The organism is Paenibacillus sp. FSL R10-2748 (genome assembly GCF_038005565.1).
Lineage (GTDB): Bacteria > Bacillota > Bacilli > Paenibacillales > Paenibacillaceae > Paenibacillus > Paenibacillus polymyxa_B.
In genome coordinates, this window is the sequence record NZ_JBBOTK010000001.1 from 1,012,149 (window position 1) to 1,036,389 (window position 24,241).

Annotated in this window: 21 protein-coding genes and 1 riboswitch; of the genes, 10 read left to right on the top strand and 11 right to left on the bottom strand. The window is 45.5% G+C overall.

The annotated features are described in order from the left end of the window. Positions 1 to 168: 168 nt before the first annotated feature. Both NSS66_RS04830 and NSS66_RS04835 read right to left on the bottom strand, forming a co-directional pair. On the bottom strand, positions 169 to 477 hold the full coding sequence (locus NSS66_RS04830) for a hypothetical protein (protein ID WP_013309242.1): 309 nt from the start codon (positions 475 to 477) through the stop codon (positions 169 to 171). 100 nt (positions 478 to 577) lie between these two features. After that, positions 578 to 1,081 carry a DUF6933 domain-containing protein gene (locus tag NSS66_RS04835; RefSeq protein WP_023987589.1) on the bottom strand — a complete coding sequence of 168 codons (504 nt, stop codon included), beginning with the start codon at positions 1,079 to 1,081 and terminating at the stop codon, positions 578 to 580. A 268-nt stretch (positions 1,082 to 1,349) separates the two neighbouring features. On the opposite strand from NSS66_RS04835, the gene NSS66_RS04840 reads away from it, so the two are divergent. From NSS66_RS04840 to NSS66_RS04865, 6 genes are all read left to right on the top strand, one after another. Then, positions 1,350 to 2,057: a response regulator transcription factor gene (locus NSS66_RS04840; RefSeq protein WP_023987588.1), complete on the top strand. Its 708-nt coding sequence runs from the start codon at positions 1,350 to 1,352 to the stop codon at positions 2,055 to 2,057. A 1-nt stretch (position 2,058) separates the two neighbouring features. Further along, entirely contained in the window at positions 2,059 to 3,003 is a 945-nt protein-coding gene (locus NSS66_RS04845; RefSeq protein ID WP_076158200.1) for a sensor histidine kinase, read from the top strand. 108 nt (positions 3,004 to 3,111) lie between these two features. Next, entirely contained in the window at positions 3,112 to 4,035 is a 924-nt protein-coding gene (locus NSS66_RS04850) for an ABC transporter ATP-binding protein (protein ID WP_340958516.1), read from the top strand. Continuing rightward, a complete protein-coding gene (locus NSS66_RS04855) occupies positions 4,028 to 4,723 on the top strand; it encodes an ABC transporter permease (RefSeq protein ID WP_069080825.1) in 696 nt (231 codons plus the stop codon). The genes NSS66_RS04850 and NSS66_RS04855 overlap by 8 nt, the downstream gene beginning before the upstream one ends. Before the next feature lie 121 nt (positions 4,724 to 4,844). Further along, positions 4,845 to 4,989: riboswitch (FMN riboswitch) on the top strand. 172 nt (positions 4,990 to 5,161) lie between these two features. Next, positions 5,162 to 6,109, top strand: a complete 948-nt coding sequence (locus NSS66_RS04860) for a DMT family transporter (protein WP_023987584.1) — start codon at positions 5,162 to 5,164, stop codon at positions 6,107 to 6,109. A gap of 240 nt (positions 6,110 to 6,349) precedes the next feature. After that, a complete protein-coding gene (locus NSS66_RS04865) occupies positions 6,350 to 8,380 on the top strand; it encodes a methyl-accepting chemotaxis protein (RefSeq protein ID WP_053324890.1) in 2,031 nt (676 codons plus the stop codon). A 143-nt stretch (positions 8,381 to 8,523) separates the two neighbouring features. On the opposite strand, the gene NSS66_RS04870 is transcribed toward NSS66_RS04865, so the two are convergent. Both NSS66_RS04870 and NSS66_RS04875 read right to left on the bottom strand, forming a co-directional pair. Further along, positions 8,524 to 10,005 (bottom strand): carboxylesterase/lipase family protein, encoded by a 1,482-nt coding sequence (locus NSS66_RS04870; RefSeq protein ID WP_340958597.1) that lies wholly within the window; start codon positions 10,003 to 10,005, stop codon positions 8,524 to 8,526. A 153-nt stretch (positions 10,006 to 10,158) separates the two neighbouring features. Further along, the gene (locus tag NSS66_RS04875) at positions 10,159 to 10,722 is read right to left on the bottom strand and encodes a GbsR/MarR family transcriptional regulator (protein ID WP_023987581.1); all 564 of its coding nucleotides are present in this window, start codon (positions 10,720 to 10,722) and stop codon (positions 10,159 to 10,161) included. 514 nt (positions 10,723 to 11,236) lie between these two features. Here NSS66_RS04875 and NSS66_RS04880 point away from each other — a divergent pair. Both NSS66_RS04880 and NSS66_RS04885 read left to right on the top strand, forming a co-directional pair. After that, the gene (locus NSS66_RS04880; RefSeq protein WP_028543061.1) at positions 11,237 to 12,460 is read left to right on the top strand and encodes a quaternary amine ABC transporter ATP-binding protein; all 1,224 of its coding nucleotides are present in this window, start codon (positions 11,237 to 11,239) and stop codon (positions 12,458 to 12,460) included. After that, positions 12,435 to 15,032: a glycine betaine ABC transporter substrate-binding protein gene (locus tag NSS66_RS04885; protein WP_023987579.1), complete on the top strand. Its 2,598-nt coding sequence runs from the start codon at positions 12,435 to 12,437 to the stop codon at positions 15,030 to 15,032. The genes NSS66_RS04880 and NSS66_RS04885 overlap by 26 nt, the downstream gene beginning before the upstream one ends. A gap of 96 nt (positions 15,033 to 15,128) precedes the next feature. On the opposite strand, the gene NSS66_RS04890 is transcribed toward NSS66_RS04885, so the two are convergent. The 6 genes from NSS66_RS04890 to NSS66_RS04915 form a co-directional block, all read right to left on the bottom strand. Continuing rightward, positions 15,129 to 16,352: an ABC transporter permease gene (locus NSS66_RS04890; protein WP_023987578.1), complete on the bottom strand. Its 1,224-nt coding sequence runs from the start codon at positions 16,350 to 16,352 to the stop codon at positions 15,129 to 15,131. A 1-nt stretch (position 16,353) separates the two neighbouring features. Beyond that, positions 16,354 to 17,718: an HlyD family secretion protein gene (locus NSS66_RS04895; RefSeq protein ID WP_023987577.1), complete on the bottom strand. Its 1,365-nt coding sequence runs from the start codon at positions 17,716 to 17,718 to the stop codon at positions 16,354 to 16,356. Between the two features lie 23 nt (positions 17,719 to 17,741). Further along, positions 17,742 to 18,326, bottom strand: a complete 585-nt coding sequence (locus tag NSS66_RS04900) for a TetR/AcrR family transcriptional regulator (RefSeq protein WP_023987576.1) — start codon at positions 18,324 to 18,326, stop codon at positions 17,742 to 17,744. A 255-nt stretch (positions 18,327 to 18,581) separates the two neighbouring features. Further along, the gene (locus tag NSS66_RS04905) at positions 18,582 to 19,946 is read right to left on the bottom strand and encodes an ABC transporter substrate-binding protein (protein WP_340958517.1); all 1,365 of its coding nucleotides are present in this window, start codon (positions 19,944 to 19,946) and stop codon (positions 18,582 to 18,584) included. A 124-nt stretch (positions 19,947 to 20,070) separates the two neighbouring features. Continuing rightward, on the bottom strand, positions 20,071 to 20,892 hold the full coding sequence (locus tag NSS66_RS04910; RefSeq protein WP_340958518.1) for a carbohydrate ABC transporter permease: 822 nt from the start codon (positions 20,890 to 20,892) through the stop codon (positions 20,071 to 20,073). After that, complete coding sequence (locus NSS66_RS04915) at positions 20,889 to 21,854, bottom strand: carbohydrate ABC transporter permease (protein ID WP_023987573.1); 966 nt, start codon at positions 21,852 to 21,854, stop codon at positions 20,889 to 20,891. Before NSS66_RS04915 ends, NSS66_RS04910 begins: the two co-directional genes overlap by 4 nt. A 192-nt stretch (positions 21,855 to 22,046) precedes the next feature. Between NSS66_RS04915 and NSS66_RS04920 the strand changes: the two genes are divergently transcribed. Continuing rightward, the gene (locus tag NSS66_RS04920) at positions 22,047 to 22,367 is read left to right on the top strand and encodes a hypothetical protein (protein ID WP_023987572.1); all 321 of its coding nucleotides are present in this window, start codon (positions 22,047 to 22,049) and stop codon (positions 22,365 to 22,367) included. A gap of 114 nt (positions 22,368 to 22,481) precedes the next feature. Here the strand turns inward: NSS66_RS04920 and NSS66_RS04925 are convergent, their stop codons facing one another. Further along, the gene (locus NSS66_RS04925) at positions 22,482 to 22,856 is read right to left on the bottom strand and encodes a PH domain-containing protein (protein WP_023987571.1); all 375 of its coding nucleotides are present in this window, start codon (positions 22,854 to 22,856) and stop codon (positions 22,482 to 22,484) included. A 371-nt stretch (positions 22,857 to 23,227) separates the two neighbouring features. Between NSS66_RS04925 and NSS66_RS04930 the strand changes: the two genes are divergently transcribed. Beyond that, on the top strand, positions 23,228 to 24,016 hold the full coding sequence (locus tag NSS66_RS04930; RefSeq protein WP_023987570.1) for a polysaccharide deacetylase family protein: 789 nt from the start codon (positions 23,228 to 23,230) through the stop codon (positions 24,014 to 24,016). The last annotated feature ends 225 nt before the right edge of the window (positions 24,017 to 24,241 follow it).

Consider the following 24,241-nt stretch of genomic DNA (forward strand, 5'->3'; position numbering starts at 1 on the left):
CAAACCCTGTATCGTTTTATTTTACCAAAGTGTGCCGCTTATTGCGCTATGATTCATTTCATCGCAAGCGTTGCTATCATGTGAGTTATAAAAAAAGAGCATTCCCCGCCCGCATGGACTTTGGTGGATGCTCTTTTGATACGTCTCGTTTAACAAGCAGCTCTCAAATTAACCTGCAAAGTTAGCAGCGTAATTTTCAGCAATAAATCCCTTAGAAATCAGGATAGCTTGGGATTTCTTAGTAGCAGGACCATAGCCTTGGGACAGCAGATCATTAATATGTAAGCGGTTATAGATGAAGCAAAATACAAAGTTGGACGCCCCACTCGTAAGGATCGACACCAGAAAAATAATAACTGCCCACTTCCAATCCCCTCTAAACAACGCAGGGAAAAAACCGAAAAAGAGCGTAGTCCATGAAAAACCTACTTTGCGTTCCTTGATCATTCCAGTTTTATTTCTTAATTTAATTTTCATTTACCCCTTACCTCTCTTTATATAGTCTTTTAGAACTATATTAGATTATATAGGACAGAGGGAATAAATGGAACTTAATTTCGGTAAAATCATAAATTTCTCAAATACTCTCTAGTTTATAATGCTTTTCTAGCATTTCTTTAAAAACATCAACAGGGTACTTGTATTCAACAGTTTTGAAAACAATCCGGTTATTCCACTGGTTTTTTTCCAGCTCGCACCCATGCTCCATATCCAGTTCCTTCATGATAAAAATAATCTCATCCAAGGTTCCCATTACACTATGACTATTCGTCGTCGTAGCCAGCATCTGCTCGCCTTCCTGTGTGTATGCCTTTACAATCTGCTCATCAAAGCCTTCACTGATCATTAATTCCTTCAAAGCTTGCACAAAAAGAACTGGCAGGTTGTTGTACTGCGATTTTTTGATCCCAAAAAGCGTGATGCTTAAGCGGGATATATCATGCATAAACACTATATTTTTTCTTCGATTAAGTAAAAACAAGCTGGCATGCCAACTATTCAAAGGCGGATAAATATCAACTTGAAGTGGTTCAGTCTCCCATTCCTTCAGCAGTTTTTGTGTTCCTCGTATAACAAACATCGTTGCTCTCCTTTATTGACGGTCCTGTACCGCAGCGTGATTCGACATACCTAGTCTCGTACATGAGGCATGTCCCGGATATTATAACACCGTATTCCAAACATCCGATTATAAACTCTTTCAGTATAATATAGGGGAATGATATATTACCAGACACATTAATTTTCCCTTTGGATATTTTTTATGGAAATCCCCTCCACTGCTCTATATAATTCAGGTACAGTTCGTCACGCGAGCTTAATCTAAAAATTAGGGGTGTTCCACACCTATGTCACAACATATTTTACTTATTGAAGACGATCTATCCATCGCCGAAATGCTACTCAAAGCACTCACTAAGGAAGGATACAGTCTAACCACTGCCTATGACGGGGAAGAGGGGCTTCTTGCCTTTGAACGTCATACCTATGATCTGGTACTGGTGGATTTGATGATGCCGAAGGTGGACGGTATGGAGGTGATCCGCCGAATCCGTACCCACAGCGCCGTACCTATTCTGATTATGTCAGCCAAGGACAGCGATGTGGATAAAGCGCTTGGACTGGGCTTTGGGGCAGACGATTATGTTGCCAAACCTTTTTCAATGCTGGAAATGACCGCTCGTATTCAGTCCGCGATCCGCAGATCTACTACATATGCCCGTCAGCAACAGCAGGAGGAACAGCCGCAAGCACAAGTTTTGACCTACGGCAGTCTGCGCATTGATTTTGATCATTTTACAGTCATACGCAATGAAAATGAAATTCAGCTAACAGCCAAAGAGTCCGATATTTTGAAGCTGTTTGTAGCCAATCCGAATCGGGTATTTACAAAAGCACAATTATACGGATTTATTTGGAAAGACGATTATATGGGTGATGAGAACGTGATTAACGTTCATATTCGCCGCCTGCGTGAGAAAATCGAAGAAGATCCCTCTCATCCTGTCCACATTAAAACGCTATGGGGCATTGGCTACAAATGGGAGAATGGTTGATATGAACATCGAAAACATTTCTCAATGGATTATCGTTCTCATCATGTCAATCGTTATAGTATGGCTTTGGCGGGAGCGTGTGGCCTATAAGCGCAAAATAAAGGATATCCGAACCCTACTAGAGCGGATTGTGACGGTGAATCATGCGGAAAAGCTGCTATATGTCACAGGTGACGTTGAACTGCAACGACTCATGACGGAAATTAACCGACTACTGGACTTGAATCTCAGAGTGTCTGCAGATTACAACCGTAGCCAAATCGCTATGCGCAAAATGATTTCGAACATTTCCCACGATCTCAAGACCCCGCTTACGGTTGTGCTTGGATATGCCGAGATGCTGGATGGCGATCCGACTATTTTGCCAGAAGAACGTATAAAGCTGCTATCCAAAATTCATCAAAAGACAAGCGAGGCGATTGAGCTGATCGGCAGCTTTTTTAGCTTGGCGAAGCTGGAGGCTAATGATACGGATATTCCGTTGACTCGACTAGAAGTGGGAGAACTGTGCAGACGCAGTATTTTGGAGTTTTATGACCTGCTGACCGCACAGGGGTTTACTGTGCATATTGAGATCCCAGAGCACCCCATTCATGCCTTGGGGAACGAAGGAGCGATTGCGCGGGTGCTGAACAATCTGATCTCGAATGCCATTCGCTACGGGGCAGATGGACGGACGCTAGGTCTGGCTCTATCGGAACAGCAGGATACGGTGCGTATAGAGGTATGGGATCGTGGCAAAGGCATACAGGAATCTGAGCAAGATAAAGTTTTTGAACGCATGTACACACTGGAGGACTCCCGCAATAAGGCGGTACAAGGCAGCGGGCTGGGCCTTACGATTGCCAAACGCCTGGTTGAAACGATGAACGGTGAAATTCAATTGACTAGTAGACCTTATGAGCGGACAGTCTTCTCTTTTACATTGAAGAAAATCAATTATTAATCGAACTCAACATGCTCAACTTAATAAATTTGTAAGAATCACGAAAGAAAAATGAACATTTTGCCCTTTATCCTTGAATTATCAGCAGTATACGAAGGGAGAACACCCATGACTTACGTAATACGTACACATCAGTTGACCAAGGCCCTGAAGGGCAACGAACTTGTAGCGGGAGTCAGTATGAATGTGCGCAAGGGAGAAACCTATGGATTTCTCGGTCCTAACGGGGCAGGCAAGACGACGATAATGAAAATGATTACGAATCTGCTCAAGCCGACATCGGGTGAAATTGAATTATTCGGTGAAAAATTAACGCCGAAGTCGTATCATCTGCTCGGACGGATGGGTTCAATTATTGAATACCCGATTTTTTATGACAGGCTGACGGCACAGCAAAATCTCGAACTTCATTGTGAATATATGGGCTACTATAATAAGCAGGCTGTTCAGGATGCCCTGGAATTAGTGAATTTGCGAAATGCAGATGACAAGCCGGTAAAGGATTTTTCGCTAGGAATGAAACAACGTCTCGGGATTGCCCGCGCTATTGCGACTAAGCCAGAGCTACTCATTTTGGATGAACCCATTAATGGTCTGGACCCAGTGGGAATCAAGGAAATCCGCCAACTATTCCACATGTTATGCAAGGAATATGGGATGACCCTGCTCGTGTCCAGTCATATTTTAGCGGAAATAGAGCAGATTGCGGATACGGTAGGCGTGATTAATCACGGACGACTGATTGAGGAAGTATCGATGGAGCAGGTGCGGGAAACCAATACGGAATACATCGAATTTACGACCAACGATTGTAAGAAGGCGGCCTACGTCCTCTCCCATCATTTGAGCCTGAATAATATAAAGGTGATAAATGAACAGAGTATACGTATTTACGATACAAATGTACCGCAGAAACAAATTACGAAGACGCTCATCTTAAATGATATAGAGGTGGATTCCATTCATCAGAAAAGCAGCACGCTGGAAGACTACTTTTTTCGCCTGTTAAACGGAGGTGATCTCCATGCTTAAATTGATGCAGTTGGAGCTGAAAAAATTCCATCTGACGGGTTATATCCGTTCAGCCCTGATCGCCAATGCATGCATTCTTGGGCTGCTCTGTGTTATTGCGCTGGAAAGTCAAAGTGAAGGAATACCTGAATTCACACAGTACACTCAACTATTGGATCTAATAGACAATTTTGTAAGAGCTACATTTATTGTGTTTGCTTCCGTTCTCCTATGCCGCTTTATCGTCGGGGAATTTAAGTCCAAATCGATTACGATCTTGTTCATGTATCCGATTCATCGTCAAAAGCTGATGATCGCCAAACTCTTGGTCGTATTACTGTTCACGTTCTTGTCCATTATTATTTCGGAAATAATCATTACGGCTGCTATTCATCTGCTCAACCAGTTTGTTTTGATTGTACCGGATAACCTTACTCTTTCCATACTGGGGCAACAATCAGCACGGACGTTAATCAATGCCGTTGCTGCCAGCTTTATGGGACTGGTTCCGCTGTATATGGGGATGCGAAGATACTCTGTACCCACCACCATTGTGACCTCAATCCTGATTGTAGCATTGCTTTTCTCCAATAATAACGGCGCTACCCTTAGCTCCATTGCCCCCGTGCAAATAGGCTTCTCTATACTGGGAATGCTTGTGGCTTATGCGGCAATTCGACGTATTGAGTATAAGGATATTACCTCGTAATATGTAATTTCGTAGAGCGCTTTCAAAAAACAGATGAAAATCATTGTTCGATATACACACATTTTTCACTGGACTTCATTCTAAAACAGGTATATCCTATAGGAGAAATTAAAAACGGAATAAGGATCTTCGGGGTAGGGTGAGATTCCCAACCGGCGGTATGGCTCATGGAGCTAAGCCCGCGACTCTGTATCTGGCAACAGGATACGGACTGATTTGGTGAGATGCCAAAGCCGACGGTAAAGTCCGGATGGAAGAAGATCGAAATATCAACATGCCGCGAAGTGGATGAATACTGCGTTATTGGTTTTGCAGTAACTTCATTTAACTTGCATAAAGCGGCAAGTTTATTTGATCAACCCCCGTCTTGCATGGCCATTCGCCATGGACGGGGGTTTTTGTGCCACCGGTCCTGTATTCGCAAGGAGCTAATTGAGTATGAGTCAATCTTCTACTGTACTAACATCCAAAGGTTTTGATCGTAGCTCCCACATGAAAAGCGGTTTTTGGCTGGTCGCAATTGGAGCGGCCTTGTGGGGCGCAGACCCGCTGTTTCGTATTATTTTGTTAAAGTCATTTACTTCAACACAAATTGTACTAATGGAGCATGTGCTGCTTTTCCTCGCTCTGACACCGATGTTGTGGAAGCATCGTGAGGAGCTCAAAGCGGTACGGCTTCGTCAAGTTTTCGCTATTTTGTTCGTCTCGTGGGGTGGCTCGGCTCTGGCCAGCGTAATTTTCACCATGGCACTCAGCAATGGTGATTTGAATGCTGTACTCTTACTCCAGAAGCTTCAACCCTTGGTCGCTATTATTCTAGCTCGTATTATTTTGAAGGAAATGTTGCCGCGTCATTTTGGATTATTAATTGTCGTCGCTCTGTTCGGGACGTATCTTCTGACCTTCGGTTGGTCGCTCCCCTTCGGACATGTTCGTGATTTTGTCCAGGTCGGTAGTCTACTTGCACTCGGTGCAGCAGTTCTGTGGGGCGGTTCGACAGTCATGGGAAGTTACTTGCTTCGTTCAATGAAATATGAAACGGTAACCTCCCTCCGCTTCATGGTCGCGCTCCCTCTGCTGATTGTCCTCACCTCTGTAGAGCATGCGCCATGGAATATGCCTGCCGGTACATGGGCGGGCGCAGCTGTGATTATCAATCTGCTATTGCAGGCATTGCTTCCGGGTCTTCTTAGCTTATTGCTGTATTACAAAGGCTTAAGTACGACCAAAGCGTCTTATGCTACGATGGCAGAATTAAGCTTTCCCATGGTTGGTGTCGTGATTAACTGGATCGCATTTCAGCAAATTGTCACTGTAGCGCAATTGACTGGTTTTATGCTCATCTGGATTACGCTCTTTATGATTTCACGTCAGCAAAAAAATTAACAGTTCAATGTCCCTTACATGACTCACCCAAGCCAAATTGTGTAGATGCTTTTGCATCTCTGATTTGGCTTTTTATGTATTCGTATTCATATAAATCATAGTTCTTTAGACCTATTTTCCGAAAAAAGTGTCTAAAACATGCAATTATTCCTCGTTTCTCAAAGATTACATCTATAAAATTCGTCGGTTTATGTCGAATAAAACAATGTAGTGATCATCAGACACAGAGGAGCAATAACTATGACTAAAACAAAACAAACAGTTCCGTGGTGGAACAGGTTTCTCAAGCAGTTTTATTTAATGAGGACAAGATTAATAATATCTTTTTTGGCTGTGTTATTGATTCCGAGCGTACTTATCGGGTACTTTTCCTATCAGGGGGCTACGACACAACTCAGTCAGCAAATGGGCGGTTCCGTATACACGAATCTGTATCTGATCCGAAGCAATGTCAATCAGTATGTAGCGCCCATTATGAAAGACCTGGACGTGCTTACCACTGAAATCAAATCTGATTCCATTGGTACCAACCAAGAGGCCCTTCAGAAAAAGTTGGATGTCATCGTCAAGGCTCATCCCGAGCTAGATGCCGCGCTTCTCGGCAATGCGAAAGGGCAATACATACGTTCGCCGAAAAAACAGGAGGACGATTATGACCCCCGGGAGAGAAAATGGTACAAAAATGCAATGCTGGAAAAGGGAAAGGTATTCGTCGGTGTTCCAGTTGCCAGCGTCACGACAGGGAATTTAGTCGTTAATATATCGGGAACGCTGGAGGACGGTGAAGGAGCTGTTTCATTGGCTTTGAATCTGGACAAAATGGGTGAAAGTCTGCAGTCTGTTAAGATTGGTGAACGCGGAGGACTCATTATTGTTGATTCTGAACATAAAGTTGTATCTGGGACTGGAACAGCCTTTAACAAGGCAGGCAAAAAACCTGCTGACGCCATAGAGGGACTTCCCGAAGTGGCGACAACCGTCGAAAATGATACTCCTTCCATGTCGCAAATTCAATTTATGAATCGAGATATGCTGGCCTTTACACTTAAGGACCCTCTCACCGGTTGGAGCATTGTCGCACTGTCGGATCTGGAGGATTACAGTGATGCAGCCCAACCGATTCTGAAGCAAAGCCTAATTGTGATTGTCATTTCCATACTTGCCGCTGCAATCATCATTGTGCTTATGGTCCGCTCGTTCTTAATTCCGCTGCGCAAGCTGCAAGCAGGAACACGCATCGTCCGTGACGGAAATCTGACCGAACGTGTTAATCTATCCAGCAAGGATGAGTTCGGCGAACTGGCACAGAATTTTGACCAGATGACGCATTCCTTGCATACGATGGTTTCCGAGGTCAATCAAACGTCCTCCCGACTTGCTTCCTCTTCTCTGATGATCAAGGAAAGCACAGAGCAAACGACGGAGTCCGTACAACACGTAGCGGAAACGGTTATGGAATCCGCGGAAAATGCAGCCACCAGCGCCGAGGCGTCCGAGCAAACCGCTAATGCCGTTGAAGAAATGGCGAAGGGTGTCAGCACCATTGCCGAATCGGCAAGCTCCATCGTGGATTCAGCAGGACAAACCGAGCATGATGTGGCTCAAGGCAGTCAAATGATCAGCCATGTGCGGACACAAATGGACCGTATTCTGGAAGCTGTAAGCCAAACAGCTAGCCTGATGGATGAGCTATCCCAGCTCTCGGACGATGCGAAGCAGATGAATACAGCTATTGCCGCTATTGCCAAGCAAACCAATTTGTTGTCTCTGAACGCGTCTATTGAAGCTTCCAGAGCAGGCGAAGCCGGACGTGGATTTGCCGTAGTCGCTATAGAGGTACGCAAGCTGTCTGAGCAATCCAAGGAAAGCGCGGATTCCATCAGTCAGATCATTACTCAGATGCTCGATTTGATTCAACGCTCCACCGCTACCATGAACGGTAATGTTCGTAACCAGGTAGGTGAAGGATTACGTATTAGCCAAGATGCAGAAGGTGCATTTACGAATATTGAACGCTCTACATCTCATATCGTGGAACAAATTCAAAGTGTATCCGCTGCAGCTGAACAAATCTCAGCCAGTACAGAGGAAGTTTCCGCTACTGTCACCCATTTGGCAAGTCTGTCTCGCAATTCAGCGGACAGTTCGCAGACAACATCTGCTGCCGCTCAGGAGCAAATGGCGGCCATGGAGGAAATCGCATCTTCGTCTCAGGAGTTGTCCAACATGGCGCAGGATTTGCAACAGCTGGTTAAGCGATTTAAGATTTAACTTACACATTGCAGCGTTGCAATTTCATGCAAGTAAGAATGAACAGCAATACATCTTATGACTAACAAAAGCCTTCGTCCGTATACAAATTACGGGCGAAGGCTTTTTACATTAGAGTTCTTAGGATGCTCTCTCTTGTCTACTTATATGGTCATCTGACCGATTAACTGACGGCGTCTATCTCCTTCGGGGTCGTGCTCTACCTTAATATCCTGATGGAAAATAGCTGTAGTCCGCTCTTCCCTGTCGTACATTGGCCAAGCCCCCTCCGACAGCACAGGCTTCCCATCACGTGCAAAAGCAACCCATGCCTGCTGCATAGCTTGAGCCAGCTTCTGCATCGACGGTTGAATCTCTAATCCAAGCTTACCTAGCAGCTCCAGATTATCGAAAACAAACGCAATTTCGGCACCGTGAACCGCTTGTCCAAAGGTAGGATGCCCCGGCAATGTCCAATCAAAACGATACATCCATACAGGCGTATGCGCCGACTGCGCAACAGCAAGAGCCAACGCAGGACGCCAAAAAAATAGATCAGTCAACATTTGCGCCTGTCCCTCAATCGTAACCGGAAATGGTTCTATCAGGTCGCCGATGTCTGACATGCCCGTCATCATCTCCAATGCCTGACTCGCTGTTGACTTGTTCATTAGATGGGATTCTTTTCGGATGAAATAGGCCCCCTCATGCAAGTTCGTTCCAATCAAAACGGATACCTGCTTTGCTGAACCTTGCGCGATTGCAGACAGCGGTACATCTGGCAAGGTCACACCGTCCACGACAGGTTGATAGATCATCGCCATCCCTGGTCCGATGACTTCATGCGTCTTCGCCATGGCTAGCATCAGCGCATCTGTCGGCAGCGTAAACAACCGTTCTGGATGCTGAGTGTCCACACCCAGCTGCTGCAGATACACAGCCGTCACTTGTTCAGCCTGTGAAGTTGACAATACCTGCGACGCACCACTCTGCAAAATCGCACGCTGGAACAGTCCCTCAGCTGCTGGCATCGCCAATAAAGCGGCAATACTCATCGCCCCTGCCGATTCACCGAACACCGTTACTTCGTCCGAGTTACCGCCAAAGGCAGAGATGTGATCCCTAACCCATTCCAGCGCAGCGATCTGATCCAGCAGTCCCGCATTAGAGGTCAGGCCGTCTCCCTTTGGAGTCAGATGCAAAAATCCTAACGGCCCCAATCGATAATTGATCGTAACAACCACAACATCGCCATTCTTCGCCATGCGTTCCCCGTCATATAAAGGTATAATCCCGGACCCCGTGACAAAGGCACCGCCATGAATCCACACCATCACTGGGCGTCCCTTCTCAGGTGCCTTCGAAGCAGGTGTCCAAACGTTCAGGTATAAGCAATCCTCTGACTGCTTAGGCGGTTCCACCAGATTTCCAGTCATGCTTTCAGCGGATGGCATAGGTTGCGGACAGATTGGCCCAAAACTCGTCGCAGCCCGTACACCCTCCCAAGACTCCAAAGGCTGGGGCGCGTGAAAACGTAGTTTTCCAACAGGAGGCTGTGCATATGGGATACCTTTCCATACATGATATCCATTCCCCGTTTCCCCACGTAATTGACCTAAACGAGTATGTACTGTAATACTCTCCATCATGAAGCCTCCTTTATTTCGTATCTTCAACACAACGGTATAATATCAATCTTTACATATCTCTATTATACCCTTTGCACACGGCCAAACCAAAAAATACCGGAAGCACTTTTGCGCTCCGGCATTTTTATAAACAAGATAGAGAAATAGCGATTAATCCCGAACTTCTTCTTTGGGAATCAGCTTGTAAATTTCTTCGCTTTCCATAGAGTCAATTAGTCGGTCTAGCCACTTATAATAAGCGACGGCCTGCTTCATTTTCAATCGGTCTTGCTGAAGAATCGCCTTAAATTCCTCGTACTCTTCACCCTGATTCATCAATCTGTCCAGCTCATCTATGGCTTTGCGCAGCACCAGTAAATTTGTTTCTACCGCTTTTCTCCATTTAATAGCGAAGAAGTCAGTGAATGTTTGATGCCAGTCATATTCGACTTCATACAAGTCTTTGCGTGAGCCCTTGCTCCATACCTTATTTACCATTTTCAGATCCAATAATGTTCGAACTCCTGTACTCATGCTCGTTTTGCTCATTTCCATTTCACGGCCCATCTCGTCCAGCGTCATCGGTTTATCCGCAAAAAAAAGCAAACCGTATAAATGCCCCGCAGACAAAGTGATCCCATACAGGTCCATGTTTTTACCTATAGCTTCTATAACACGTTTGCGAATTTTTTGCAGCGAAGCCTGCTGCTCATCACCTAACTGGTACAAGCTCATGCTTGCAACCTCCTAATTTTAGAGCATTTTGCACAACTTAGTATGAACGATTTACCCGTAAAAGATTAGCTTTGACGCAATGTATGAAATCTTTCAATATAAATGAAATGTTTCAAAAGCAAAGCTTCTGTCCATATTACAACAGCATGGATCGTTCAAAATCATAATTCGCAAAATTGCTAATGATAGTAAACTTTTAAAATTATGGATATACATAAATCTTTTTCTTATGGTTATATTTCATTGTCTATTTTAAAAAAAGCACTATCGGTTGTAAAGTTCCGAATGTTTGAGCATTCTATAGAACGAAGGAGCATATCAAAGGAAACTTTGTACGGTTTTTTCTGTACGTACTTTACGAACAGTTTTTTTGTTTGAAATGTAAGCAATGCTTCTGTTACAATTAATTTTGTCATTAACCGTTCAGGATGTTCAGAATTATGATTTTTATACTCAATCCTTAATGCAACATGGGGTTAATACCAAGCAAAGTATAGAAAGAAGAGGTGTATGTATGACGATTTTGGAAGTCAAAAATGTCAGCAAACTCTTTGGTCCTCACGCAGAGCAAGGTGTTCCGCTCCTGGAGCAAGGCTGGGGCAAGGAAAAGTTGGCCAAAGAAAAACAGATTACTGTTGGTGTCAATAAGGCCAACATGGAAATTAAGCAAGGTGAAATTTTCGTAATTATGGGGCTATCGGGCAGTGGCAAGTCCACTTTGGTGCGAATGCTAAATCGCTTGATTGAGCCTACCTCCGGTGAAATTCTGGTCCACGGCAAAGATCTCCGTAAGATGAACAAAGAACAACTTCGTGAAGTTCGTCGTAAAACCATCAGCATGGTTTTTCAAAAATTCGCCCTGTTCCCACATCGGACTGTATTAGAGAATGTAGAATATGGTCTTGAAATTCAAAAGGTAGAAAAAGCACAGCGTCAGGAAAAGGCGCAACAAGCGCTGGAACTGGTTGGTCTTAAAAACTGGGGCGATAAAATGCCCGATGAATTGAGTGGCGGTATGCAGCAGCGTGTCGGTCTGGCACGGGCGCTGGCTAATGACCCTGAAGTGCTCCTGATGGATGAAGCGTTCAGTGCATTGGACCCTCTTATTCGCCGTGACATGCAGGATGAGCTGTTGGAGCTTCAAGATAAAATGAAGAAAACAATTGTGTTTATCACCCATGATCTGGATGAAGCGTTGCGGATTGGTGACCGGATTGCATTGATGCGAGACGGTGCGGTCGTACAAATCGGTACACCGGAAGAAATTATGATCCAACCGGCTAACTCTTATGTAGCCCGCTTCGTCGAGGATGTGGATCTGTCCAAGGTATTGACGGCTGCTCATGTCATGCTTCGTCCAGAAACCATTACCATGGATCGTGGTCCGCGTGTGGCTCTGGAATTGATGCGGGAGCGTGGGATTTCCAATTTGTTCGTCATTGACCGCACCAAAAAGCTACTGGGTGTTATTAACGCCGAGGATGCTGTGCATGCACTGCGCAACAATTTGAAGATTGAAGATATTTTGATCACTGACGGACCGCAGGTTCCTGCCGAGACTGTCATTAATGATTTGTTTGAAATTACAAGCTCGTCCAAAGTGCCGCTGGCTGTAGTCGATGATAAGCAGAAGCTACTGGGCGTTATCGTCCGTGGAGCATTGCTCGGCGCACTTGGTGGAGATGTTACCACTATGAAGGAGGTGAATGCCCATGATACCGAAACTGCCAATCGCTGAGTGGATTCAATCCATTGTCGACTGGATGGGTATTCATCTGGCTGGATTGTTTAATGTTATTTCTTCCATTATAGAAGCTGTAGTAGGCTTTTTCTCAGGCCTGTTCATGCTTCCGCACCCTCTGGTGTTCATCGTGATTATCGGGATTATCGCCTTTATGATCGGGCGGGTTCAGCTTACGCTGTTTACTGTCATCGGCTTCCTGCTAATTGATAATCTCGGCTATTGGAGTGAAACAATGAATACGCTGGGACTGGTCATCACGTCTGCGCTCGTATCCATTGTTATCGGGATTCCCATCGGGATCTGGTGTGCATACAGTAAATCCGCATCACGCATTATCACGCCTTTACTTGATTTTATGCAGACGATGCCTGCGTTCGTGTACTTGCTCCCAGCGGTTACCTTTTTCAGCCTAGGTGTTGTACCAGGTGTTATCGCTTCTGTTATCTTTGCTATCCCCCCAACCATTCGTATGACCAACTTGGGTATTATGCAAGTATCGGGTGAGCTGATCGAAGCCTCAGACGCTTTCGGTTCAACATCTGCGCAAAAGCTGTTCAAAGTTCAGCTTCCACTGGCTTTGCCTACCTTAATGGCTGGTATTAACCAGACGATTATGCTGTCACTGTCCATGGTTGTTATTGCTTCCATGATCGGTGCAGAAGGCATCGGTGCTGTTGTGTACCGTGCTGTGACACAGCTGCAAATCGGTAAAGGTTTTGAAGCCGGCCTAGCTGTTGTCGTTCTGGCTATTGTGCTTGACCGTTTTACGCAAAACCTGTTTAAACCTACGCAAAAAGGCAAAAGCCGCGTATCCAGCAAGCAAAAAGTATGGATTACTTCTGCAGTTACAGCTGTCATTTTGATCGCTGGTGCATCTCAATATTTTGTTGGTACGGATCATTCCGCATCTGGCAAAGGTAACGCTGCTGCCAACCCGGTTGGCGAAGAAGTCGGTTACAAAATTATCGGTATTGATGCCGGGGCAGGCATTATGAAATCGACTGCCAAAGCAATTCAAGACTACAATTTGTCTGATTGGAAGCTCGTTGAAGGTTCCGGTGCAGCCATGACGGCCACACTGGACAAAGCCATTAAAGCGAAAAAACCGATCATTATTACAGGTTGGACTCCACACTGGATGTTCAACAAGTATGATCTCAAATATTTGGAAGACCCTAAGAAGTCTTATGGTGAAGCCGAGGGTATTCATACGATTGCCCGTAAAGGATTGCAACAGGATGCTCCTATCGCTTATGAGTTTCTGAAACGTTTCAAATGGACACCAGAAGATATGGGTGAAATGATGGTCGCCATTCAAGCCGGAACCAGTCCTGAGCAAGCTGCCAAGGATTGGGCGGAGAAACATGCCGACAAGGTTCAGGAATGGACTCAAGGACTGCAACCTGTCAATGGTGACACCTTCAAGCTAAGTTATGTGGCTTGGGATTCTGAAATTGCCAGCACGAATTTGCTGAAATATATTTTGGAAAACAAACTAGGTTATAAAGTAACCGCACTGCAAGTGGAAGCAGGTCCTATGTGGACGGGTGTCGCTAGTGGTGATGTAGATGCTTCACCTGCGGCATGGCTGCCGTTAACCCACGCGGATTACTGGGCTAAATACAAGGATAAGCTCGACGATCTTGGGGCTAATATGAGTGGTGTTAAAACCGGATTAGTCGTTCCAGCTTACATGGATGTTAAATCGATTACTGATTTGCAGGATAACGGAGCCGAAGCGGCTCCGGCTTCCGCCACAACTGGGGACTTTGGCAAAGAGGTCGGCTACCGCATTGTCGGTACCGACCCTGGAGCCGGACTAATGAAGCTGACCGCTAAAGCTATGAATGACTATGGCTTATCCGACTGGAAGCTGCTTGAAAGCTCTGGAGCTGCTATGACCGCTACACTGGATAAAGCTATCAAAGCCAAGCAGCCTATCGTCGTAACAGGTTGGACTCCTCACTGGATGTTTAATAAATATGATTTAAAATACTTGAAAGATCCTAAAAAAGCGTACGGTGATAAGGAAGAAATTCATACCATCGCCCGCAAAGGCTTGAAGCAGGATGCTCCAGTGGCTTATGAATTTCTAAGCAGATTTAAGTGGACTGCTGAAGATATGGGTGAAGTGATGATCGCGATTCAGGACGGTACTGCCCCACAACAGGCTGCCAAGAACTGGGCTGATAAACATCCTGACAAGGTTCAGGAATGGATCAAGGGCCTACAGCCCGTCAACGGTGATCCTTTGAAGCTGAGCTACGCTGCTTGGGATTCTGAAATTGCCAGTACGAACGTATTGAAATATGTATTGGAACAAAAATTGGGCTATAAAGTAACAGCCCTGCAAGTGGAAATCGGCCCAATGTGGACTGGCGTGGCCGGCGGAAGTGTAGATGCTACTGCTGCCGCTTGGCTTCCATTGACGCATGCTGATTATTGGGCTCAATACAAGGATAAGGTGGATGACATCGGAACCAGCATGACTGGCGTTATGTCCGGGCTTGTCGTTCCATCCTATGTGCCGATTGATTCTATCGAGGATCTTAAGCCGCCGCAATAATATTTTTTCCACTTTTAAACCATACGAATAAGCGAAAGGCAGATCAGGATTTAATCCTGATCTGCCTTTTTATGATATCCATATTTAAAGTTGCTCTCAGCCTTTTAGCGTGAATCCTTCTTGAGCGGGCACATCGGCATGCTGCCCTGTCGTCTGGTGCTGTCTAAAGAATAACGGATAGATCGCGAAGGACACCAGCAGACTCACACAACCAATGACGCCCAAGGCAATCATATCTTTGAAGATGTATGTGATATCCAGTCCTTTGAGCGTGATATTCCGTACAGCATCCAGGTAATACGTCAGTGGCAATATTTCAGCAAGCCCCCGCAAGAAGCCGGGCATTGCCTCTAATGGCCACGTATAGCCTGATAGCATAAAGGAAGGAACAGCAATCAACATCAGGGTTTGGGTCGCATCCACTCTAGTCTTGGAAAAGAGACTGAATAGGAATCCTAACCCGCACAGTGCAAAGTTAAAGGCCAGCGACACTAAAATCAACGGTAATACCTGTCCCCTAAACGGAATATCGAAGCATAAAGCGCTGATACTGAATACAGTCAGCACATTGAAAGCTCCCGCTGCATAATACGGTGCCAGTTTGGCAATAGCCATACGCCAAGGGGTATTTCTCCATGCACCAAATCTCCCCCAAGTCCCTGCTTCCTTATCACGCGTGCAAGACAACGCAATACCAAGCAGCAAACACTGCTGGAGAGCCGCAGAAATAACCCCTAATGGCATGAAAAGTTTATAATCATATACCGGGTTAAACAACACTCTGGACCGGAACGGGATGGTAGTCAGCGTCGCGGCAGCCTGATCGGAGTTCATTCCCTTTTGCTTCATGGAATTGACCGATACTCCGGCACTCACACTGCTAATAACCTGATTCGCAATCCGACTGGCGCTGTTGGAATACATCATATTACTGCCGTCAATCAGCGTGAGCACGGGTGGATTTTCCCCATGCTTAAGCCGAGTCGTAAAGTTGTCGGGAATGACGATTCCGACCTTAGCTTCCCCGGTCTCTACCTGACGGACAACATCTTCCTGATTGGTCGCTTGCCGTGTAACGGCAAATGAATCGGTCGAATCAAACGCCTGAATGATCTGGCGACTGAGCTGCGAATTATCTCCGTCGTACACTGTGACAGGCATCTCGGTAATCCGCTGATGTGAATACAGGAAGCCAAATAGTATCGTATACACAATCGGCGTAATCAGCAGAATAGCCATAAAGCGGCGGTCCCGGAAGATGCTCAGCCATTCCTCGCGAAACACATCGCGGATACGAAGTCTTTCCTGTGAATCCTGCATATTACTGCGCCCCTTTGCCTGTAAACAGAACCGTGGAGCCTGTTGGAACCGAAGCAGCAAGGTCTGGCAATGCTACTTTAACACCGAAGGAACGGACATCCTTGTCACCGGAGCTTTGGCTCGGTTTTTGAATGGCAAAGTCCGCAGCCGATTCTAACAGAATGACTTTACCCTTCAGCTCCTTACCGCCAGACAGCAATTTAATTTGGACTGTATCCCCTGCTTGAAGACCGTTCAGAGACGTTTCAGGTACATAGAATTTAGCCCAACGTTGTGTCGAAGTTTCAATGGTATAGACCGGGAATCCTGCGCTAGCCATTTCACCTAAGCTAAGCGACTTGGATTTTATGATTCCATCTTCTGACGCATATAGCGTAGTGTAGCTCAAATAGGTCTGAGCCTCTTGAAGCGCGGCTTCCGCTTGGGCTACCTGAGCATTGGCACCTGCAACCGCAGATTGTGCCTGCTCAACTGTGGATTGCGCCGCCTTCACAGCGGATTGCGCTTGCTCTACCGAAGCCTGAGCAGCTTTGACGTCTTCCTGTTGCACAGCAACTTTGCCCGCTCCTGCCTGTGCTTCCTTCACCGCAGCCAAGGCTTGACGGTATTGAGCTTCAGCCGCCGTAATTTCCTCCTTGCGGCTTCCCTCCCGTGCCATATCCAATTTTTGCGACTCTGCATTATATTTGGCCACTGCCTGTTGATGTTCCAATGTCGCTTGATCCAAAGATGCCTGGGTTGCTGCTCCGGCTTCTTGAAGCTTTTTGGCACGCTCCAAATTTTTAACGGTCAGGTCCAGCGTTTCCTTGGCTATCTTCACAGATACTTGTAATTGCTCAAGCTCCTGCGGTCTTGCCCCGCTCTTGAGGGCATCCAGTTTTGCCTTGGCGGCGTTCGCAGCCGCTTTGGCCTGTTCGATCTGGCTGGAGGAAGCCTCTGCGGTCACACTGACCGATGTCGTACCTTGGCTTTTCTTGGCCTGAGCAGCACTCACAGTGGCCTGTGCCTGGCCTACTCCTGCTTGAGCCTGCAACACTCCAGCTTTTGCTTTGGATACATTACTCTTGGCTGCCAGCAACGCCGCCTGTGCCTGCTTCACCTTATCTTCCAACTCGCGACTTTCCAGATGGGCTAACACCTGCCCCTTTTTAACCTGATCGCCTTCTTTGACGAGCATCTGGTCAATCCGTCCTGCCATTTTAAAGCTGGCATTGAGGGTATCCGACTCCACATAAGCCGTAGGAATGGAAGAAGACTGATCCGCAGACAAGCTGCTTCCACCCCGTGGAAAAGCAGTCAAGGCATATATTCCAACCGCGATTAAAATAATAAGTACGACGTAAATCGTATATTTTTTAGCTTTCATGTTCTCATCACTCCATCTGTCTATTAATGTTGCATGCCCAATGCATTACACACAAATACTTCAATACTTTCTCGAACCTCTTGCAGATTCATCGTTTCGCCCCAAACCATAGACCGCATCGGAGCGAAAATGTAAATCCCAAATAAGCAATTGGCTGTTGTTTTGGCATCCAGCTTACTTGAAATTTTCCCATATAACTTACCGGAATCGATCTCTGCCTCCATAAAATCAAAATAATCAGCCAGCACCTGCCTAATATTAAAATGCTGCTCTTGTGAAACCCAGCCCTTACTGACCAATAGACGGCAAAAGTCCGGCTCTCTCACAATAAACTCAATATGTACTTGGATCAGCTTACGAACCCTAAGCTCCACCTGATCTTTAGGAGTATGAGCCATTGCTTCATGGATATCCCGGACAAAACGCTCCATCCCCATCTTCAAAATGTAAATGTACAAATCTTGCTTGTTTTTAAAATTGTAATACAGGGTGCCCTTGGCTATGCCGCATACCTTGGCGATTTCCTCCATATTTGTTTCATTAAAGCCTCGTTCGGAAAAAGCTTTGAGTGCGCCGTTAAAAATAATTTCCTTTGTCTGCTGTTTCATGCTTCCTCCTTTTTTGAACTGACCGTCCAGTACAAAAATTATGTATTTATTATAAGCCCATTTTTAGTTATCCAGCAATAGGAAAAATGAAAATAATTCATTTTAGACATTTCGTCTAAACACTCATTCTAAAAATGAAAATGCAAAAACGGATCGAATAAGTGAGGGGGTCACTCATTCGATCCGTTATGTCATAAAATCGGATGATAAGGGGGCCATTCTACAGATTATCAACCGATTTTAAGGGAAGGCCGACTATTTTTTTACGGTTTGATTGTATTGAGCAATTTTGCCTGTAATTTCTTGTGCAGCTTGATCCAATGCCTGTTTTGGCTGTTGCTGGCCACTCAGCACGGCCTCAATTGCACCTTCTACGATTTGACGCGCTTCTGGAAATACGCCCATCACCGCGCCCTGTGTAGCGGTGGATTGTGCCGATGCGTGCAATTGGTCAACCGCCGTCTGGAATTGCGGATATTTTACCATATTATCTTTGAGTACCTTCTCGTTATAGGCTGCTTTCGTGATCGGGAAGTACCCGGTATTTACACTCCATTGTGCCTGTACAGCTGGGGAAGCGACGAATTTAATGAACTCCCATGCTGCCTTCTGCTGAGCTTCGGGCTTGTTGTTCATGATGTACAAGCTTGCGCCGCCTACAACCACGCCGCCTTCTTTAGCTTCATTGGATCTTGGCAGGAATCCTGTGCCTACTTCAAATTTATCGCCAACCTGCTCCACAATATTACGCAGCGAAGCGGTGGAATCCAGCGTCATCGCAATTTGTCCTGCGGAAAAAGCCTTTGCCGTATCGTCCGAGTTACGTCCCAGATTGGATACAACCTTTTCATCGATCATTTTCTTCCACCACGTCAGCGTTTTTACACCGGCATCAGAATTCAGCATGGATTCCGTTGCCGCTTGATCACGACCATTGCCATTATTCACATAATCCGCGTTCTGATTGGCAAACAGTTGCTCCATGAACCAGCCGTAGATGGCAATGGAAGCACCGGATTTACCATCCTTGCTCAAGGCTTTTGCAGCCTTTTCGAACTCATCATACGTTTTCGGAGGATTAGCTGGATCAAGTCCTGCGGCTTTGAATGCGTCCTTGTTGTAATATAAAATCGGGTTTGACGTATTGAACGGCATGGCGTTCAATTTACCATCAATCGTGTAGTATCGTGTAATATTCGGCTCTAGCTGCGACAGATCAAACTTATCTGCATCAATAAATTGTTGTACGGGTGTGATCATTTTGGAGTCGATCATAAATTTACTGCCGATTTCGTATACCTGAATGATGTCCGGTCCGCTATTGGATCCAAGCGACGCTTTCAGCTTGTTCAAGCTGTCATCATATTTGCCTTGATATACTGGCTCTACCTGAATGTCCTTATGACTGGCGTTAAAGTCAGCAGCGATCTGCTTGATTGCTTTTTCACCGTTACCGGACATCGAATGCCACCAAGTCAGCTTCACTGGAGAAGCCGCTGCTCCCCCATCACTACCATTACTCGGCTTCTCTGCAGCAGTATTATTGCTACAACCTGCTGCAACCACCATGGCAGTCAGAATAAGCAGGGTCAATGCACTTTTCAGACGAAAAAATCCCATAATCTCTCTTCTCTCCCTTTGATTAAATGATTCTTGAATTGGCATTCTCTTGCGTATTCTTGTGTGTTGAAGCTCTGTATATGGGCTGCTTGCGCAGGTGTTGCTTTTCATTTGACATATGTGCTTAGCCTTTAAGCGCACCCGCTGCCATTCCACGAACCAACTGTTTTAGTCCAAAGATCAGCAGAAGCAGAGACGGTAAAATGACTAGGGCCGTACCCGCAAATACCAGATTCCATGAAGTCGATTCCTGAAATTCGAGCATGGATATTCCGATTTGTACCGTACGCATATTCTCGCTATTGGTGATCAGTAAAGGCCAGAGGTACGAATTGTACATATTCAGGAACGAATACACAGCCAGTGTTCCGAGCGCAGGGCGCGATAACGGAAGCACATGGAACAGAAAGTAACGGATATGCCCGCACCCATCCATACGAGCCGCCTCAAACAGTTCCTTGGGAAGCTGGAGAAAAAATTGCCTTAATAGGAATGTCCCGAATGCCGTCGCCAGAAAAGGGACCGTCAATCCTTGATACGTATCAAGCCAGTTCCAGCTTCGTACCGTCAGGTAGTTTGGAATAATGGTCACTTCCCAAGGGATCATCATCGTCGCTACAAACATGCTGAAAATGAAGTTTTTCCCCTTGAATTCCATTTTGGCAAAGGCGTAGGCCGCCAAGCTGGCTGTAATCAGCTGCCCAATCATGGTTAGAACCGAAATGAGAAATGTATTTCCAATAAAGGCTGCAATCGGTACAATTTCAAACACTTCAGTGAAATTCGCCATATGAAAAGAATGTGGAAGAAAGCTTGGTGGATAAGCGCTTGCTTCCTCCGGCGACATGACTGCCATAAAAAACGTATATATAACCGGATACAAAATGAGAGCAGCTGCAATCGTAAGCAGCACATACAGCAATGTTGAATTCAGGTGTCTTTTCATTGGTAATGCACCTTTCTTTCCACCCATTTGAACTGAATCATCGTGAGCAGCAGAATGACAGCAAACAAGACAATCGCCTGCGCGCTCCCCGTTCCAAACCGGAAATTAACGAAAGCTTCCTGATAGATGGAATACACGAATACATTCGTACTGTTCACCGGGCCGCCTTTGGTCAAAATGTTAATTTGAGCAAAAGACTGGAAGGCTCCAATGATGGAAACTACTGTTACAAAAAAGATCGTCGGTGATAACAGTGGCATGGAGATACGCCAGAACGTGACGAGCGGGCCAGCTCCGTCCATTTTGGCACTTTCATACATGTCATCTGGAATCCCTTGAAGTCCGCTTGATAAGATAATGTAATTGAAGCCTAGATTCATCCAGATGGTCATCATGGCTACTGAGAACAGCGCCCAATCCGGGCTGGTCAGCCATGGAACCGGATTGATATGTAGCAGGGAAAGCACATAGTTGAACATCCCCAGTGTCGGATGAAAAAGAAATTTCCAAATGACCGCAGATGAACCGACCGACAACACCATCGGCAGCGAAAAGGCAAACTGGAAGATACGCATTCCCCGTAATTTACTGTGTGTAAGTGCAGCCAGTACCAGCGCCAATAAAATACCTACTGGTACTGTTAGCAGTGCAAACAGGAGTGTCACCTTAATCCCTTGCAGAAACAGTCCCGAGCTGAAAAGTGTAGTGAAATTATCTAATCCCACATAAGCTGCAACGTTTCCTGCGGGATCTGTAGAATGCAAGCTGAGATAAACGGACTTGATCATCGGATAAAACATAAATACAGCAAACAAAATAAGCGATGGAGCCAAAAAGGTATAAGCCAGCGCGTTTTCGCGCAGTCTTTGAATTTTTAGCGAACCCGTGCGTATGCGGGCTTTAGACGAAGTCTGTTGCTGACTCCTCGTCCCCAGTCCCATAGATTTGTTAAGCTCACCCAAAACGGATCGCCCCTTTCTTTTCAAACCAACCTCAGTAAGTGTATCGTTTCGATGTAAAGGGAACGTCAAGTGGGCTGGAGTAAAATGTTAATGTTTTTTCTTTTTGTAAAAGCAACTCTCTATAGGTATGAGCACAAAGACATAGACTCCTGCATACGATGCATCATTACATGGTATGGAGGTTAGAGGCGAATGCCGTACAACACCGTCAGTCCGCAAACTTTATATCAAGCTAGACCGGAGTTACAGGCCGAACTCAAAAATATCCGCGATCATTTGCATTATCAATTAAGCCCCTACATGAATCACACGGTCAGGGTCCAAACGATGGATCATCAAGTATATGAAGGAACGATTGTGCACATCGATGCGGATCATTTGTATCTGAGGGTCCCTCAGCAATATCACTCACCCTTCTCAGGCACCACAACCCCTGATCGCTCCTATGCCTACAACAATGTCATTCTGCCGCTGGTATTATATAATTTATTGGTTATAACCCTATTGAGTTAGCGCTCGATCCATATCTCTCTCTAATTAAAAGACAAAAAAACCTCCAAATTCTGTAAGGAGCCTTCTTGGCACATTACGAAGTTGGAGGTTTTAGTTATTTGTTTTCCATAATCATTAGTTCTCACAAGAGATACCTGCTTCTTGCTCTAGTACAGCTACAAAGCCCTCTATACAATCTCCACTCGGCAGGTGGGTGAACACCTCGTTCACACCCTGATTGATCAGCGTGATGTTCCCCCTAGAATCCGACAAATCCTTATCTAGCTTAGCCAGTGAAATATGGTGATAATTGATGAACTTGACCCAAGGAGTACCCATAGTGCAGGAATAAAAGATGATTCGTTCGGACGTCACTGCCAGCATTCCATGAAGCGATATCTTCTGGGAGCTCTGTTTCAAATCATACGTACACCCCATATATGATCGGATGTGTTCGCCCGCTTCTAACGTCAGACTAATAGCTCGCAACTCTTTTTCATTTGTTTTCATCCCGTCTCATCTCCTGTTCGAAGTTCAGGAACGAGTCGCAGCTCCTTGACCTCAGATCAGCTTTTGCGGCTTGTCCCGTCGACCTCTTCATTTTTCGTTAGATTAAGACTCTCACGAACTGGACAATGACCTACCTCAACTGCACATTGAAACCAAGGATGGATATGTACAACTTATCATGGGTACAGGATGTTATCAACAAGCAAGCTATCACTCTTTTTGAGCATAACTCCGTAATCTGCGCCTTGCTGAAGAAGCAATTAGATCTAATTTTAAGTGATTGGAATGGATGAATTTCAGAAACGAGGAATGGTATATGCTTCTTCTTGGCAAGCTAATGTGAGAATACGTTAGAACGGAGAAGAAGCCTTATGAAATATAACCGTTTGCTGTGCGCTGGAATCGCTGTTTCTTTACTGTGTATCAGCTCTTGCCCCACTCCATCTACCAATGCACAAGCCACATCATACGCCTCCCCTGCTCCTACAAAGGGAAGGGCCTATTACGAAGAACGGGGCGACATTGTATGGGAAGTTCCTACCCATCGTAAGCTTATCGCTCTCACATTCGATGACGGACCTGACGAAAGCAACACGCCTGCCATTTTGGATTTGCTTAAAGAATATGATGCTAAAGCGACCTTTTTTGTCGTCGGCAGTCGTGTCGAAAAGCTGCCTCACCTTGTCAAACGGGAACGAGAAGAAGGGCATGAAGTTGGCAACCATACCTTTCTTCACTCATCCTTTCAGTACATTTCCCGCAACAAAGCTCTGTCCGAATTGGATCAAGCTCAGGCGAGCATCGTTCAGGCAACTGGTACGGGAACCCATCTTTTTAGGCCACCCGGCGGCTCCTATACCGATTCGCTGGTTAAGCTCTCCAAGGAGAAAGGGCTGAAAATTATTTTATGGTCCTGGCATCAGGACACCTTAGATTGGCGAAAACCTGGTGTGCATCGCATCGCTAATAAAGTCCTTCGCAACGCCCGTAACGGCGACATTGTCCTCATGCACGATTATGTACATCAAAGTACACAAACCGTTGAAGCCTTGAAAATTATTCTACCCGAGCTCAAGAAGAGAGGATACACCTTCGTTACGGTATCCGAATTACTCTCTAATCGGGAAAAACCGGATGGGCTGATTGAAGTGAATAAGTGAAAGAGAACAATTAAACTCCGTCAATTATTTGTTGACGGAGTTTTATACATGAGGATTTTGCGAAAACCCAATAAGGAACTGATAATGCCGAGCGATAACGTGTTGTTAACGAATGACTCAGAGAATGTACGGTAAAGCTGGCTTCCCAAAAGCATAATCTATTTTTCAATAGTTTTTCATTGAACTTTAAAGAAGCCTATTACATCATATTGCTATTTTCATTTG